The organism is Methylobacterium sp. P3_A11 (genome assembly GCF_056403155.1).
The window spans coordinates 64,030-78,116 of the sequence record NZ_JBFUGA010000006.1 but is presented as its reverse complement, the minus strand read 5'-3'; the positions used below and the strand labels follow the sequence as shown (position 1 = coordinate 78,116).

Annotated in this window: 13 protein-coding genes; 4 read left to right on the top strand and 9 right to left on the bottom strand. The window is 71.5% G+C overall.

Annotation, left to right across the window (positions count from 1 at the left end):
* Nucleotides 1-28 precede the first annotated feature (28 nt).
* The 4 genes from otnK to AC1DXK_RS03560 all read right to left on the bottom strand — a co-directional run bounded on the left by otnK (nt 29) and on the right by AC1DXK_RS03560 (nt 4,623).
* Entirely contained in the window at nt 29-1,303 is a 1,275-nt protein-coding gene (otnK, locus tag AC1DXK_RS03575) for a 3-oxo-tetronate kinase (RefSeq protein WP_477296902.1), read from the bottom strand.
* The gene (gene otnI / locus AC1DXK_RS03570) at nt 1,300-2,082 is read right to left on the bottom strand and encodes a 2-oxo-tetronate isomerase (RefSeq protein ID WP_457105461.1); all 783 of its coding nucleotides are present in this window, start codon (nt 2,080-2,082) and stop codon (nt 1,300-1,302) included. Before otnI ends, otnK begins: the two co-directional genes overlap by 4 nt.
* Nucleotides 2,083-2,287: 205 nt before the next feature.
* A complete protein-coding gene (ltnD, locus tag AC1DXK_RS03565) occupies nt 2,288-3,196 on the bottom strand; it encodes an L-threonate dehydrogenase (protein ID WP_477296900.1) in 909 nt (302 codons plus the stop codon).
* A 104-nt stretch (nt 3,197-3,300) separates the two neighbouring features.
* The gene (locus tag AC1DXK_RS03560) at nt 3,301-4,623 is read right to left on the bottom strand and encodes an MFS transporter (RefSeq protein ID WP_477296898.1); all 1,323 of its coding nucleotides are present in this window, start codon (nt 4,621-4,623) and stop codon (nt 3,301-3,303) included.
* A 395-nt stretch (nt 4,624-5,018) separates the two neighbouring features.
* Here AC1DXK_RS03560 and AC1DXK_RS03555 point away from each other — a divergent pair, with 395 nt between their 5' ends.
* Together AC1DXK_RS03555 and otnC are read left to right on the top strand one after the other, a co-directional pair.
* Nucleotides 5,019-6,026, top strand: coding sequence for a LacI family DNA-binding transcriptional regulator (locus AC1DXK_RS03555; protein ID WP_477296896.1), 1,008 nt, complete (start codon nt 5,019-5,021; stop codon nt 6,024-6,026).
* Nucleotides 6,023-6,703, top strand: a complete 681-nt coding sequence (otnC, locus tag AC1DXK_RS03550) for a 3-oxo-tetronate 4-phosphate decarboxylase (RefSeq protein WP_477296894.1) — start codon at nt 6,023-6,025, stop codon at nt 6,701-6,703. The genes AC1DXK_RS03555 and otnC overlap by 4 nt, the downstream gene beginning before the upstream one ends.
* A 165-nt stretch (nt 6,704-6,868) precedes the next feature.
* Here the strand turns inward: otnC and glyS are convergent, their stop codons facing one another.
* From glyS to AC1DXK_RS03535, 3 genes are all read right to left on the bottom strand, one after another.
* Complete coding sequence (gene glyS, locus AC1DXK_RS03545) at nt 6,869-8,968, bottom strand: glycine--tRNA ligase subunit beta (protein WP_477296892.1); 2,100 nt, start codon at nt 8,966-8,968, stop codon at nt 6,869-6,871.
* Nucleotides 8,969-9,020: 52 nt separating this feature from the next.
* Complete coding sequence (locus AC1DXK_RS03540; RefSeq protein WP_457105455.1) at nt 9,021-9,464, bottom strand: nuclear transport factor 2 family protein; 444 nt, start codon at nt 9,462-9,464, stop codon at nt 9,021-9,023.
* A 250-nt stretch (nt 9,465-9,714) separates the two neighbouring features.
* On the bottom strand, nt 9,715-10,623 hold the full coding sequence (locus AC1DXK_RS03535) for a glycine--tRNA ligase subunit alpha (protein ID WP_457105454.1): 909 nt from the start codon (nt 10,621-10,623) through the stop codon (nt 9,715-9,717).
* Between the two features lie 178 nt (nt 10,624-10,801).
* Between AC1DXK_RS03535 and AC1DXK_RS03530 the strand changes: the two genes are divergently transcribed.
* On the top strand, nt 10,802-11,260 hold the full coding sequence (locus AC1DXK_RS03530) for an N-acetyltransferase family protein (RefSeq protein ID WP_477296889.1): 459 nt from the start codon (nt 10,802-10,804) through the stop codon (nt 11,258-11,260).
* 147 nt (nt 11,261-11,407) lie between these two features.
* Nucleotides 11,408-11,686 (top strand): hypothetical protein, encoded by a 279-nt coding sequence (locus AC1DXK_RS03525; RefSeq protein ID WP_477296887.1) that lies wholly within the window; start codon nt 11,408-11,410, stop codon nt 11,684-11,686.
* Between the two features lie 15 nt (nt 11,687-11,701).
* Here AC1DXK_RS03525 and AC1DXK_RS03520 read toward each other — a convergent pair whose 3' ends face one another.
* Both AC1DXK_RS03520 and AC1DXK_RS03515 read right to left on the bottom strand, forming a co-directional pair.
* Nucleotides 11,702-13,306, bottom strand: coding sequence for a Na+/H+ antiporter (locus tag AC1DXK_RS03520; protein WP_477296885.1), 1,605 nt, complete (start codon nt 13,304-13,306; stop codon nt 11,702-11,704).
* A gap of 221 nt (nt 13,307-13,527) precedes the next feature.
* Complete coding sequence (locus AC1DXK_RS03515; protein WP_457105450.1) at nt 13,528-14,040, bottom strand: MmcB family DNA repair protein; 513 nt, start codon at nt 14,038-14,040, stop codon at nt 13,528-13,530.
* Nucleotides 14,041-14,087 lie beyond the last annotated feature (47 nt).

Genomic DNA, 14,087 nt, shown 5'->3' with positions numbered 1-14,087 from the left:
GGGAAACCTCTCGTCGGAGTATGCGGCCTCAGGCCATCATGTCGAGGGCGCGGCCGAAGAAGTCGGGGCCGCCGAAATTGCCGGATTTCAGGGCGAGCAGCATCGGCTCCGGACGTCCGGCGGTTCGCAGGACGGGCACGCCCGCCGCGATCTCCGGCCCGAGCAGGAAGGCGGTGAGGCCCAGCCGGTCGACCACCGCGCCCGAGGTCTCGCCCCCGGCCACCACCAGGCGCCGCACCCCGCGGGCGACAAGGCCCTCGGCGATCGCCGCCAGCGCCGCCTCGATGGCGTGGCCGGCCGCGTCGACCCCGTGCGCGGCCTGGAGGGCGCGCACGGCGTCGGGGGGCGCCGAGGAGGCGATCAGCACCGGGCCGGCGGCGAGGCGCTCCTCCGCAAAGGCCAGGGCCTCGGCCACCACGTCGGCGCCCGCGAGCAGCCGCGCCGGATCGATGCGCAGCACCGGCATGATCGCCTCCGCGGCGGCGACCTGCTGGAGGGTCGCCTGGGAGCAGCTGCCGGCGAGGCAGGCCGAGGTTCCGCCGACCGGCTCGCCCACGGCGGCACCCGCGGCGTCGCGGGCGCCGCGTCCGGTGGCGACCAGCGCTCGGGCGAGCCCGAGCCCAAGCCCGGAAGCGCCGACCGAGAATTTACGGTCGATGATCGCCCGCCCGAGCACTTCGAGGTCGCTGTCGAAGATCGCGTCCGCGATGGCCGCGCCCTTGCCCTCGGCGGCGAGGGCGTCGAGACGGGCGGCCACGGCCTCCGCGCCCCGGGCGACCGTGGCGGTGTCGATCAGGCCGACCGGACTGCCGCTCTGGCGCCCGAGCACGCGCACGAGGTTGGCGTCGCGCATGGGGTTGAGCGGGTGATCCTTGAGCGGGCTCTCGTTCAGCGGCACGGCGCCCACGAACAGGTTGCCCTGGTAGACGCTCCGCCCCGTCTCCGGGAACGCCGGCGTGACCAGGGCGACGGTCTCGCCCGCGTCGGCCCGGAGGGCGTCCATCACCGGGCCGATATTGCCCGCATCCGTCGAATCGAAGGTCGAGCAGACCTTGAACATCACGTGGGCGGCGCCCCGGGCTCGCAGCCAGGCCTCCGCCTCGCGGGAGCGGGCCACGGCCTCGTCGGCCGGGATCGAGCGGCTCTTGAGCGCCACCACCACCGCATCCGCCTCCGGCAGGGCGCGGCCCTCCTCCGGCACGCCGATGGTCTGGATCGTACGCAGGCCCGCCTTGGTCAGCGTGTTGGCGAGGTCCGAGGCCCCCGTATAGTCGTCGGCGACGCAGCCCAGCGCGAGGCTCATCGGGCACTCTCCTTGTAGGCGGCGAGCCAGCCGAGGCCCGCGACGGTGTCGGCGGCCGGGATGTACTCGCAGCCGACGAAGCCGCGGTAGCCGAGTCGGTCCAGCTCGTCGAACAGGAAGGCGTCGTTCATCTCGCCGGTTCCGGGCTCGTGCCGCTCGGGCACGCTCGCGGTCTGGACGTGGCCGATGATCGGCATCAGGGCGCGCAGCCGCATGGTCACGTCGCCGTGCAGAATCTGGCAATGGTAGAGGTCGAACTGCAGCTTGAGGTTCGGCAGCGCGAGGTCGCGGATCAGGTCCGCGGCCCGGCCGAAATCGTTGAGGAAGTAGCCCGGCATGTTCCGGCCGTTGATCGGCTCCAGGACGAGATCGAGGCCGGCCGGCGCCAAGCGCTCGGCCGTCCAGGTCACGGCCCGGCGGTAGGCTTCGACCGCCTTGGGATCGTCCCAGCGTGCGAGGCCCGCCATGAGGTGGAGCCGGCCGACGCCGGTCGCCTCGGCGTAGCGCAAGGCCGTATCGACCCCCGCCTTCAACTCGTCGAACCGCTCGGGGAACGCTGCGATGCCGCGCTCGCCCGTCGCAAAATCGCCCGGCGGCAGGTTGAACAGCGCCTGCGTCAGGCCGTTGTCCCGGAGCCGCGCGCCGATGGCCTCCGGCGGGTGCTCGTAGGGGAACAGGAACTCGACCGCGTCGAAGCCGGCCCGGGCCGCGGCCTCGAACCGGTCGAGGAACGGCACCTCGTTGAACATCAGGCTCAGGTTGGCGGCAAAGCGCGGCATTCTTTTGGGACTCCCTGTCCGATCCTTGAAACGCGACGATCCGCTCAGCGGACCATCATCTAACCCGTGCCCTCATCCTGAGGTGCCGGAGCGGAGCGGAGGCCTCGAAGGAGCCCTCCAGCCAGCCCTGCGATCCCTGGAGCCCTCCTTCGAGGTCCGCTGCGCGGTCACCTCAGGATGAGGCGGAGGGCGGGATCGGCGCTGATCACTTCGTCCCCGGCAGCTTCGCCCCCGAGACCTGCGCGTAGAGCCGCGCCACGGAGGCGTCGTCGTCCCGGCCCATGCCGGCGCCCGACGCCATCAGGAACATCTGCAGGGCCGCCGCCGCCACCGGGACCGGATACTTCTCCGCCCGGGCCATGTCCTGCACGATGCCGAGATCCTTGACGAAGATGTCGATCGCGCTCTTCGGGCTGTAATCCGCGTCGAGGATGTGGGGCACCCGGTTCTCGAACATCCACGAATTGCCGGCGGACTTGGTGATCACCTCGTAGACGCGCCGGAGATCGAGACCCTGCTTGGCCGCGAAGGCCATCGCCTCGCAGGCGGCGGCGATGTGGACCCCCGCCAGCAGCTGGTTGATCATCTTGAAGGCCGCGCCCTGGCCGGCGGCGTCGCCGAGTTCGTAGAGCGTGCCCGCCATGGCATCGAGGGCCGGGCGCGCCTTGGCGAAGGCCGCCGCCGAGCCCGAGGCCAGGAAGGTCAGGCCACCATCGGCCGCGCGGGCGGCGCCGCCGCTCATCGGAGCGTCGAGATAGTGGCGGCCGGTGGCCTCCAGCCGGGCGGCGAGAGCCCGGGCGACGGCGGGGTCCATCGTGGCGGAGGAGACGAACACCGCGCCCTCGGGCATCGCGGCGGCCGCGCCGTTCTCGCCGAACAGCACCGCCTCGGTCTGGGCGGCGTTGACCACCACGCTCACCACCACGTCGGCGTCGCGCGCCGCCTCGGCGGGGTTGGCCGCGCCCCGGCCGCCGGCGGCCGCGAAGCGCGCCACCGCATCCGGGTTCACGTCGCAGGCGGCGACCGAGAAGCCCGCCCGCAGGAGCGAGCCGGCCATGCCGGAGCCCATGGAACCCAGGCCGATCACCGCGGCGCGGTGTGTTGCGTTGGTCATCGGGGGCGGATCCTACGTGAGGGGGGAGGGCGGCTCTTCGTCGCCGCGTGAGGCGCGAGCCCCCTCTCCCGTACGGGAGAGGGGGCTCGCGCCCGGATCGACAGTCAGCGGTTGACCATCCGGGCCGGCGTGACGAACACGCAGACCGCGCCGACCACCAGCATCGCGGCCAGGGCGTACATGCCGGCGGCGGTGCTGCCGGTGGCATCGCGCAGCGCCCCGATCACGTAGGGGCTGACGAAGCCGGCCAGGTTCCCCACCGAGTTGATCAGCGCAATGCCGGCCGCAGCGCCCGCGCCGCTCAGGAAGGCGGTGGGCAGGGACCAGAACAGGGGCGAGCAGGTCAGCACGCCGGCCGCCGCCACCGAGAGCGCCGCCACCGCGACCGTGGTCGAGCCCGCGCTCGCCGAGACCACGAAGCCGACGGCGCCGAGAAGGGCCGGGACGATCAGGTGCCAGCGCCGCTCGCGCATCCGGTCCGCGCTCAGGCCGCACAGGACCATCACGACGGCCGCGCACAGGAACGGGATCGCGCTGATCAGGCCGATGTTGAGGTTGCCCTGCACCCCCGACGCCTTGACGATCGTCGGCATCCAGAAGGTCAGGCCGTACTGGCCGGTGACGAAGGCGAAGTAGATCAGGCTCATGAACCACACGCGGCCGTTGCGGAACACGGTGGCGATCGAGTGCGGGCTCGATTCCTTGCCGTGATTGTCGGCGGCGATGTCGCGCTCCAGGAGCTGCTTCTCGGCGTCGGTCAGCCATTTCGCCTCGGCGGGGCGGTTGTCGAGGTAGAGGAACACGGCGACACCGATCAGCACCGCGGGCACCGCCTCGATCAGGAACATCCACTGCCAGCCGGACAGGCCGTGGGTGCCGTTGAGCGCGTCCATGATCCAGCCGGAGAGCGGATTGCCGAAGATGCCCGAGATCGGGATCGCCGCCATGAACACCGCGATCACCTTGGCGCGGCGATGGGCCGGGAACCAGGAGGTCGTGTAGAGGATCACGCCCGGATAGAAGCCGGCCTCGGCGAGGCCGAGCAGGAAGCGCATCCCGTAGAAGCTCCACTCGGAGTTCACGAACAGGAACGCGCCGGAGATCAATCCCCAGGTAATCATGATCCGGGCGATCCAGACCCGGGCGCCGACCCGGTGGAGGATCACGTTCGAGGGCACCTCGAACAGGAAGTAGCCGAGGAAGAAGATCCCGGCGCCCAGCCCGTAGACCGTCTCGGAGAACTTCAGCTCCTGGGACATCTGGAGCTTGGCGAAGCCGACATTCACCCGGTCGAGATACGCCACCACGTAGCAGAGCATCAGGAACGGCACGAGGCGCCAGAACACCTTCCCGTAGGTGCGGTCGGCGAAGGACTTCTCGTCCGTGGGGGCGGTGGCGCCCCCCAGCGGGGCGGCTTGGACCGGCATCGCGTTCTCCCTGGTCCGCACGATCCCGCGTCCGGACAAATCGTGCTCTTCGCCGCTCGTCGGGCGGCGCTGCGGGCGAGATAACTCAGTTTGGCAGCGCTGCCAATCCGGTTGTGCGAGATAATGCACGCGGCTATGTCGGGTCAGCGCGACGACGATGACAGGCGCGACGGGCTCCCTCTCCCGTGGGGGAGAGGGTCGGGGTGAGGGTCGAGAAGGAGCAGGACTGAGCACGCCATCGCCGCGCGTTCACGTCGAGCCTGATCCGGAAGCTGTCCATCCCTCACCCTGTCCCTCTCCCGCACGGGAGAGGGGACCCGCGGCCATCCGGACTCGTCTGGATCGCCGTGCGGTCATCGCATGAAGGCGCCGCGCCGGGCGGGAGAAGCGGGGCCATGGACGACATTCAGCCGCCGGGGCGGCTCGTGACGCTCACCGACGTCGCCCGCGCGGCCGGGGTGGGCGAGAGCACGGTCTCGCGGGTCCTGCGTAACCACGGCTCCTATTCGAAGCGCGCCGGCGAGCGGGTGGCCGAGGCGGTGGCCCGGCTCGGCTACGTGCCGAATCGCCTCGCCGGCAGCCTCGCCGGGCAGGGGGCGAGCGCGCGGCTCGTGGGCGTCGTCATCCCCTCGCTCGCCAACGTGGTCTTCCCCGACCTGCTGCGCGGGCTGACCGCGGCCCTGGATGCCGAGGGCATCCCCTGCGTGATCGGCGTCAGCGACTACGACCCGGACCGGGAGGAGGCGCTGGCCGCCGCGCTGCTCTCCTGGCGGCCGGCGGCGCTGCTGCTCACCGGGCTGGAGCACACGCCTGGAACGGCGGCCCTGGCCAGGGCCGCGGGCGTGCGCGTCGTCGAGATGATCGACACGGATGGCGCCGGGATCGACACGGTGGTGGGCTTCTCCAACCGGGCCGTGGGGGCGGCGAGCGCCCGGCACCTCGTCGCGCGGGGCTACCGCCGGATCGCCTATCTCGGGCACGATCTCGCGGTCGACCTGAGGGCGGGCAAGCGGCTGGCCGGGTTCGAGGAAGCCCTGGGCGAGGCCGGTCTGGGGCTCCAGGGCCGGGAGATTCGGCCCGGCCCGTCCTCGCCGGCCTCGGGCCGGGCCGGACTGGAGGCGCTGCTGGCGCGCCACCCGGATCTCGATGCCGTTTACTTCTCCAACGACGACATGGCGCTCGGCGGCTACTTCGCCTGCCTGTCGGCGGGGCTTCCCGTTCCGGGGCGGATCGCCCTGTTCGGCTTCAACGGCCTCGACTTCGCGGCGGCGATGCCCCAGCCCCTGTCGACGGTGCGCACGCCGCGCCTGGAGATCGGCCGTCGGGCGGCCGCCTGCCTGACGGGTGAGAGTCCCAAAAGAATCGATCTCGGGTTCGAGCTGATCGAGGGAGCGACCGCATGAGCGACGAGAGCCGGCTGCGCGAGGAGATCTGCCGCTATGGCCGCTCGCTGTTCGAGCGCGGCCTGACGCCGGGCTCGTCGGGCAACATCTCGCTGCGCCTGCCCGACGGCGGCTGGCTGGTGACGCCGACCAACGCGTCRCTCGGCTTCCTCGACCCGGCGCGGATCTCGCGGCTCGACCAGGCCGGCCGGCTCGTCTCGGGCGACAAGCCCACCAAGGAGATCCCGCTGCATACGGCGCTCTACGAGAGCCGGGGGAGCGCCAAGGCCATCGTCCACCTGCACTCGACCCATGCGGTGGCGGTCTCGATGCTGCCGGAGATCGACCCGCGGCAGGTGCTGCCGCCTCTGACGCCCTACTACCTGATGCGCACCGGCGGCACGGCGCTGGTGCCGTATTACCGGCCGGGCGACCCGGCAGTGGCGGAGGCGATCCGGGGCTTGGCGGGGAAGTACAGCTCGGTGCTGCTCGCCAATCACGGCCCGGTGGTGGCCGGGGACAGCCTGGAGGGCGCGGTCTTCGCCACCGAGGAGCTGGAGGAGACCGCCAAGCTGTATTTGTTACTCCGCAACCTCAACCCACGGCAGCTCAGCCCGGGGCAGGTGGCCGATCTGGTGAGCCATTTCGGCCTGACCCTGCCGGAGCCGGAGGATCATGCCGGGCACGATCACGGGTGAGGGGGCCTCGGGGGTCGGGGCCAGGCGCAACGTCGCCCTCTCCCGTGCGGGAGAGGATTGGGGTGAGGGATCAGGTCGGTCCGGAGAGGTCGCACCCCTCACCCTGTCCCTCTCCCGCACGGGAGAGGGGACCCGCACCGGATTCTGCGCGTGGCGCGTCGAACCTCACCCCTCGATCTTCGCGAACTCCGCCACTTCCCGCGTCGCGGCGCGCAGCGCGTTGAGCAGAGCCAAGCGGTTCTCGCGGAGCTTCGGATCGGGCGCGTTGACGGTCACGTCCTGGAAGAAGGCGTCGACCGGCGCGCGCAGGGTCGAGAGCGCCTGCATCGCCCCCGCAAAGTCCTCACGCGCGACGGCCGCCGAGGCGGTCTCCCGCGCCTTCGCGAGCGCCTCGGCGAGCGCCCGCTCGGCCGGCTCGCCCGCGGCGGCGAGGGCGGCGTCCGGCGCGGAATCGTGGGCGCGGCCGTCCTTCTTCTCCTCGATGCGCAGGATGTTGGCCGCCCGCTTGTAGCCGGCCAGCAGGTTCTTCCCGTCATCGGTGTCGAGGAACTTCTGCAGGGCTTCGACCCGGCGGACCACCATCAGCAGATCGTCCTGGCCGGGCAGGGCGAAGACGGCATCGATCAGGTCGTGGCGGGCGCCCTGGTCGCGGAGATAGACCTTCAGGCGGTCGGCGAGGAAGCCGAGGAGGTCCTGCGCATCCGCGCCGGCCCGCCCGGCGAGGCCGCGATCCGCCGCGCCGACCTGCTCCAGCAGGCGCAGGCGCAGGCCGCGGTCGAGGATCAGCCGGATCACGCCCAGAGCCGCCCGCCGCAGCGCGAACGGGTCCTTGCTCCCGGTCGGCTTCTCGTCGATCGCCCAGAAGCCCACCAGCGTGTCGAGCTTGTCGGCGAGCGCCGCCGCGATGGAGACCGGGTCGCCCGGCACCCGGTCGGAGGGTCCGAGCGGCTTGTAGTGCTCCTCGATGGCCGCGCAGACGCTGTCATGCTCGCCCTGGAGCGCCGCGTATTTGCGCCCCATCAGCCCCTGGAGTTCCGGGAACTCGCCGACCATCTCGGTGACGAGGTCGGCCTTGGCGAGGCGGGCGGCGCGCTCGGCGAGCGCCGGATCGGCCCCGACCAGCGGCGCGAGGTCCTTCGCCAGGGCGGCGATCCGGGCGATCCGCTCCCCCTGGGTGCCGAGCTTCTCGTGGAAGACGATGCTGTCGAGCTTGGGCAGCCGGTCCTGCAGGCGGATCGCCTTGTCGGTCTCCCAGAAGAACTTCGCGTCCGACAGGCGCGCCCGCACCACCCGCTCGTTGCCGGCGGTGATCGCCTGCCCGCCGTCGCTGGCGACGAGGTTCGAGACCAGGATGAAGGCCGGGGCCAGAACCTCCGAGCCGCTCTTCCGGAGGACGAAGCACTTCTGGTTCGCCCGGATGGTGGCGCGGATCGCCTCGGCGGGGATGTCGAGGAAGGCCTCGTCGAACGAGCCCATCAGCACCACCGGCCATTCCACGAGGCCCGACACCTCGTCCAGCAGCCCTTCGTCCTCCACGAGGTCGAGCCCGCGGGCGAAGGCGAGGTCGCGGGCGTCGTGCAGGATCACGTCCTTGCGCCGCTCGGGGTCGAGGATGACCTTCGCGCGCTCCAGGGCCTGGATGTAGTCGTCGAACCGGCGGACCTCGATCGCCTCCGGGGCGAGGAAGCGGTGGCCGTAGGTCACCGTGCCGGCCGCGATCCCGCCGACCGCGAACGGCACGACCTCCGGGGTCTCGGTCTCCGGCCCGAACGTCGCGACGATCGACTGCAGCGGGCGCACCCAGCGCAAGGCGCCCGGCTCGGCCGAAGCCGCGCCCCAGCGCATGGATTTCGGCCAGGGGAAGGTCCGGATGATCTCGGGCAGGAGTTCGGCCAGCACGTCCAGCGTCTCGCGGCCGGGCCGCTCGATCACCGCGAGGTAGAACTCGCCCTTCTTGGGATCGGTGACGGTCGTGGCCTGATCCAGGCTCGTCAGCCCCGCACCCTTGAGGAAGCCCTGGACGGCCGCCTCGGGGGCGCCGACCCGCGGGCCTCTGCGTTCCTCCCGGACAGCCTCGCCCCGGGGGGGCAGGCCGGCGACGTGCAGCGCCAGCCGGCGCGGCGTCGAGAACGCCTTGGCGCCCTCGTACAGGAAACCGCGCGCCACCAGGGCGTCGGTCACGAGCTTCTTGAGATCCTCCGCCGCGCGCCGCTGCATGCGGGCGGGGATCTCTTCCGAGCGGAGTTCGAGCAGGAGGTCGGGCATGGGGCGGCCATATCGCCGCGCCGCACCCCTGTCGAGGGTCGGAAAGCGGGGCTCAGTGCGCCTCGCCCTTGAGGATGGTCGAGAGCTGCCATTTCCGGTCGCCGATCGCGTGGGCGTCGGACACCTTCCACCCGCCATCCTCGCGCACGAGGTCGTACACGATAGACTTGGAACCGTCCCCGCCCTTGCGCTCCACCGTGACCTTCGCTTGGTCCTTGCCCTCGGTGGCCTCCTTGAAGGTCAGGTTCTTGACGGTGTCGGGCTTCAGGGGCTCGCCATTGAGGCGGAAGTCGAAGTCGAGGTTGCCGGCGGCGCCGTTGGCCTGCTTGGCGTCGGCGTCGAACAGGCCCTGCAGGCGCTTCGTGTAGACGGTGGAGTGATTCGGGTGCGGCTCGGCATAGAGCTTCTTGACCACGGCCTCCGGGCCGGGATCGGCCGCCAGCGCGGGGGCGAGGCCGAAACCGAGGAGGCTAAGGGCGAGGAGCGTCTTCTTCATCAGGAAATTCCCGCGTCTGCGGACGCGCCGGAGCGCGCCGATTGGCGGGTGTTGCAACGCGCGAAGGCTCAAGGGGCTCCGCAGTCCGACATGCCGTCATCGCGGGCGCCGTGAGGCGACCGAGGGACAGAGCGCAACGTCCCGATACGCGGAGCGCCCCCTGGATCGCGTGACTCCATTCGCAAAGACGGCTGCCGCTCGGAAACCTACGGCTGTGCCGCAAAGGTGACGAACCACCGAAGCCCGGAGCTCACGCGCCCCCGGCCGCGGTCTTCAGCCAGGCCGCCCCGCAGGCCTTGGCCAAGTCCCGCACCCGCAGGATGTAGCTCTGGCGCTCCGTCACCGAGATCACGCCGCGCGCGTCGAGCAGGTTGAAGACGTGGCTCGCCTTGATGCACTGGTCGTAGGCCGGCTGCGCCATCCGGTGGCGCTCGCCCTCGGCGGTGGGCGCGCCCGCCGCGAGGTAGGACCGGCAGGCGGCCTCCGCGTCGGTGAACTGGCGGAACAGCATGGCGGTATCGGCCGCCTCGAAGTTGTGGCGGGAATATTCCTGCTCGGCCTGCAGGAAGACGTCGCCGTAGGTGATCCGGTCGGCGCCCTCGGCGCCGTTGAAGTCGAGGTCGTAGACGTTCTCGACGCCCTGGACGTACATGGCGAGCCGCTCCAGCCCGTAGGTCAGCTCGCCGGCCACCGGGGCGCATTCGAAGCCCGCGACCTGCTGGAAATAGGTGAACTGCGAGACCTCCATCCCGTCGCACCAGCACTCCCAGCCGAGTCCCCAGGCGCCCAGCGTCGGGCTCTCCCAGTCGTCCTCGACGAAGCGGATGTCGTGGAGCTTCAGGTCGACGCCGATGGCGGCGAGCGAGGCGAGGTAGAGCTCCTGCAGGTTCGGCGGGTTCGGCTTCAGGATCACCTGGAACTGGTAATAGTGCTGGAGCCGGTTGGGGTTCTCGCCGTAGCGGCCGTCCTTGGGCCGGCGCGAGGGCTGGACATAGGCCGCCTTCCACGGCTTCGGGCCGAGCGCACGCAGGGTCGTGGCCGGATGGAACGTGCCGGCGCCGACCTCCATGTCGTAGGGCTGGAGGATCACGCAGCCCTGTGCCGCCCAGAATTCCTGAAGCGTCAGGATCAGACCCTGGAAGGATTTTGTCTGGGACATCGGTCTCGGTGGCTCGGGCTCGCGCGGCGGATCGGGCCGCCGGCGGGCCGGTTTAGGTGCGGGCGGCCGGGGGTGCAAGAAGTGCGGTCTCTGGCGAAGGGCCAAGCGTCCCGGCCGGCCCGGGTTGCGCGGGCGGACCGGATGATGGTCCGATCGCCCCGGAGAACCGGAGGACATCATGGACAGCGGCACCGCCGGCATCGCGATTCGCCCGATCGGACCCGGCGACCGGGAGGCGTGGCGGCCGCTCTGGCAGGGCTATCAGGCCTTCTACAAGGTCGACCTGTCGGAGGCCGTCACGGACACGACGTGGCAGCGCCTCAACGACCCGGCCGAGCCGGTCGACGGTGCCCTGGCCTGGCGCGGTGCCGAAGCCGTCGGCCTCGTCCATCACATCCGCCACCGCTCGGCCTGGACGATCGGGGATTACTGCTACCTGCAGGACCTGTTCGTGGCGGACGGGACCCGGGGCCTCGGGATCGGGCGGCGATTGATCGCGCATGTCTGCGACGCCGCGACGGCCGCCGGCTGCGCCCGCGTCCATTGGCTGACGCACGAGACCAATACGGACGCGATGCAGCTCTACGACCGGATCGCCGAGAAATCGGGCTTCGTGCAGTACCGCAAGATTCTCTGAGCGCCGGCTCCCGCGTGCGGCGGGACACCCAAGCGTGGCGGTTTTTGGGCAATAACCCGGAACCGCCGAGCTGACGGCCAAGTTATCAGCGCAACAGGGGATCTCGGCACCTCAGCGCTGCCGAACGAATACGTCGGACGACCACTCATGCGCAATGCTCGCACCGTTAGCACCTTCGGCCGCAAGAACATCGCCGTCTTCGCCGCGCTCGCCATCTCGTCCCTGGCCGCCACGCCCTTCGTGATGAGCGCCAGCCGCGCGCTGGCCACCCCGGAGGACCAGCCCGTCGCCGCGACCCTGCGGGTCGAGCCGGTGGACGTCACCCCCGTGACGGCCGCGCCCAAGGCTGCGGCGACCTGCCTGCGCAAGGTGCGGGTCGTCTACGGCGGCTACGGCCAGCCGGCGGATGGCTGCGCGGCCCACTGAGGTCGGCGCCCCGGATCACGCGTGGGCCGGCGCGGTGCCGGCCAGGCGCTTGAGGTGAAGTTCCTCCAAGTCGATCTCCGCCTCCAAGTGCCGCAGGACCGAGCTGTGGATCCGGTTCTCCCGGTGCAGGTCGATCAGCGCCGACCGACCGGACCGGACGGCGAGGAGCGCGGCGACGAAATGCTCGCGCTTCTCGGAGGCCAGGGCGGTCCGCTCGTCGCGGTCCCGGGACGTGGCCCGGACCCTCCGGCGGTACTCCTCCACGAGGCGCGGGTGCTGGAGCGCCCCGGTCTCGGGAAACACCAGGCCCTCCAGGGCGGCGAGACCCGCCTCGTTCACGAGGACGCGGGCCATCGGCGTGTCGAGATGGCCGTCGGGCAGGTGGCTCGCCGGATCGAGCCGGAGCCGGCGGATCAGCGCCCCGAGCGTCGTGCCCTGGACCAGCACGGTGAACAGGATCACCACGAAGGCCGCGACCAGGATGGCGTCACGGCCCGGGAAGTCCGCCGGCAGCGCCAGGGCGGCCGCGAGGGTCACGACCCCGCGCATGCCGGCCCAGCCGACGATCAGCGGCACCGCCGGGTTCGGGGCGGCCTCCCGCGCCCGCACCCGGGCCGACAGGATCCGGCGAAGGTAGACGGCCGGGAACACCCACAGGAAGCGGGCGGCCACGCAGGCCGCCGTGACGGCGAAGGCCAGCGGCAACCCTGCCGGGAGCGATCCGAGCGCGCCGCCGGTCCGCGCCAGCACGCCGCGGAGCGCCAGCCCGATCAGCACGAAGACCAGGGCCTCCAGCACGAACACCACGAATTCCCACACCGCCACGGAATGGCGGCGGGCCTGGGCGTCGAAGGTCTCGTGCTCCCGGCCGCCCATCATCAGGCCGCAGGCCACCACGGCGAGGACGCCGGAGGCGTGGACCTCCTCGGCCAGAAGGTAGGCGACGTAGGCGGCGAGGAAGCTCAGCACCGTGATGGCATTGGCGTCGTGCAGCCGCCGCATCCCGGCGTTCACCGCCAGACCGCAGGCGAGCCCGACCGCGATACCCGCCACCGCGAGCCACGCGAAGCTGCCGGCCGCGGCCCAAGCGCTGAAGCTGCCCGTGAGCGCGGCCGCCACGGCGAAGCGGTAGAGGACGAGGCCCGAGGCGTCGTTGACGAGGCTCTCGCCCTCCAGGACCGTGATCATCCGGCGGGGCAGGGCGACCCGGGCGAGGACGGCCTTGGCGGCCACCGCGTCCGGCGGCGAGACGATGGCGCCGAGGGCGAAGCAGGCCGCCCAGGGGAGCTCCGGCATCACCGCGTGGGCGACGAGCCCGACGATCAGCGTCGTGAACACGACCGCGCCCAGCGACAGGGACAGGATCGGTCCGAGGCTCGCCCGGAAGTCGCGCCACACGGTGAAGTAGGCGGATTCGAGCAGGAGCGGCGGCAGGAACAGGACCATGATCAGGTCCGGGTCGAGATCGAAGGCCGGCAGGCCCGGGGCCACGGCGAGCGCCATGCCGCCGACGACCAGGGCGGCGGCCGGCGGGAAACCGAGGCGCCCGGCCGCGAGCGACAACAGCAGGGCTGCCCCGAGGAGACCGAGGATCAGCTCGAACAGGGCGACGGATGTCATGGAGCGATCAGTCCCAAAGCCGGGATTCCGGCAAGCGCGGCCGTTCTAGGACGTTTTACGCCCCGATGAACACCGGGCCGGGGCGCTCCACGCGCGGGTCTCACGACGCCCTGAGGCCGGCGGGACCGCAGCACCYGGCCGCACGCGACGACGGACCGGGTTTCGCAGCCGCCTCTCACCTCCGATCGGGTCAGGGACCGAAGGCGTCGGAACGCGGCACGCTACAGCGCCCCCTCCCGCACCGCGCCGGGATCGGCCAGCGCGTGGAGGATGCGCGCCGCGCTGTGGGCGAAGCGCAGCGTCACGGCCTTGCGGCGGGCGCCGCTCAGGGGATGCTCTGGCGGGGCCCGCAGGATCCCGGCCCCGTAGGCGTCGGCGACGATCAGGCCGCATTCTTCCGGGATCAGGGTTTCCGGCACGTCCTCGGGGATGGCGAAGAAGAAGCGGTCGCAGAAGTCGCGGTAATCCGGCCATTTCCGGTCGGCGCGGAAATCCGCCACGCTCGACTTGATCTCCACGATGGTGAGCTTGCCGGCGCCGCACAGCGCGATCACGTCCGCCCGGCGGCCGTTGACGAGGGAGAATTCCGGCAGGGTGACGCAGCCCATCTCGGAGAACAGCCGGCGCACGCCGCGCTGGATGCGCAGGGCCGTGGGCGATTGCCGCCGGTCGGGCGGCAGCAGCGCCTCGACGGCCGGGGGGGCACTGTCGGGAAGGCCGAGGGAAGCGGACATCAATCTCGGGGGATGCGTCTGTACCGAATCGGGACATCCTGCCAATC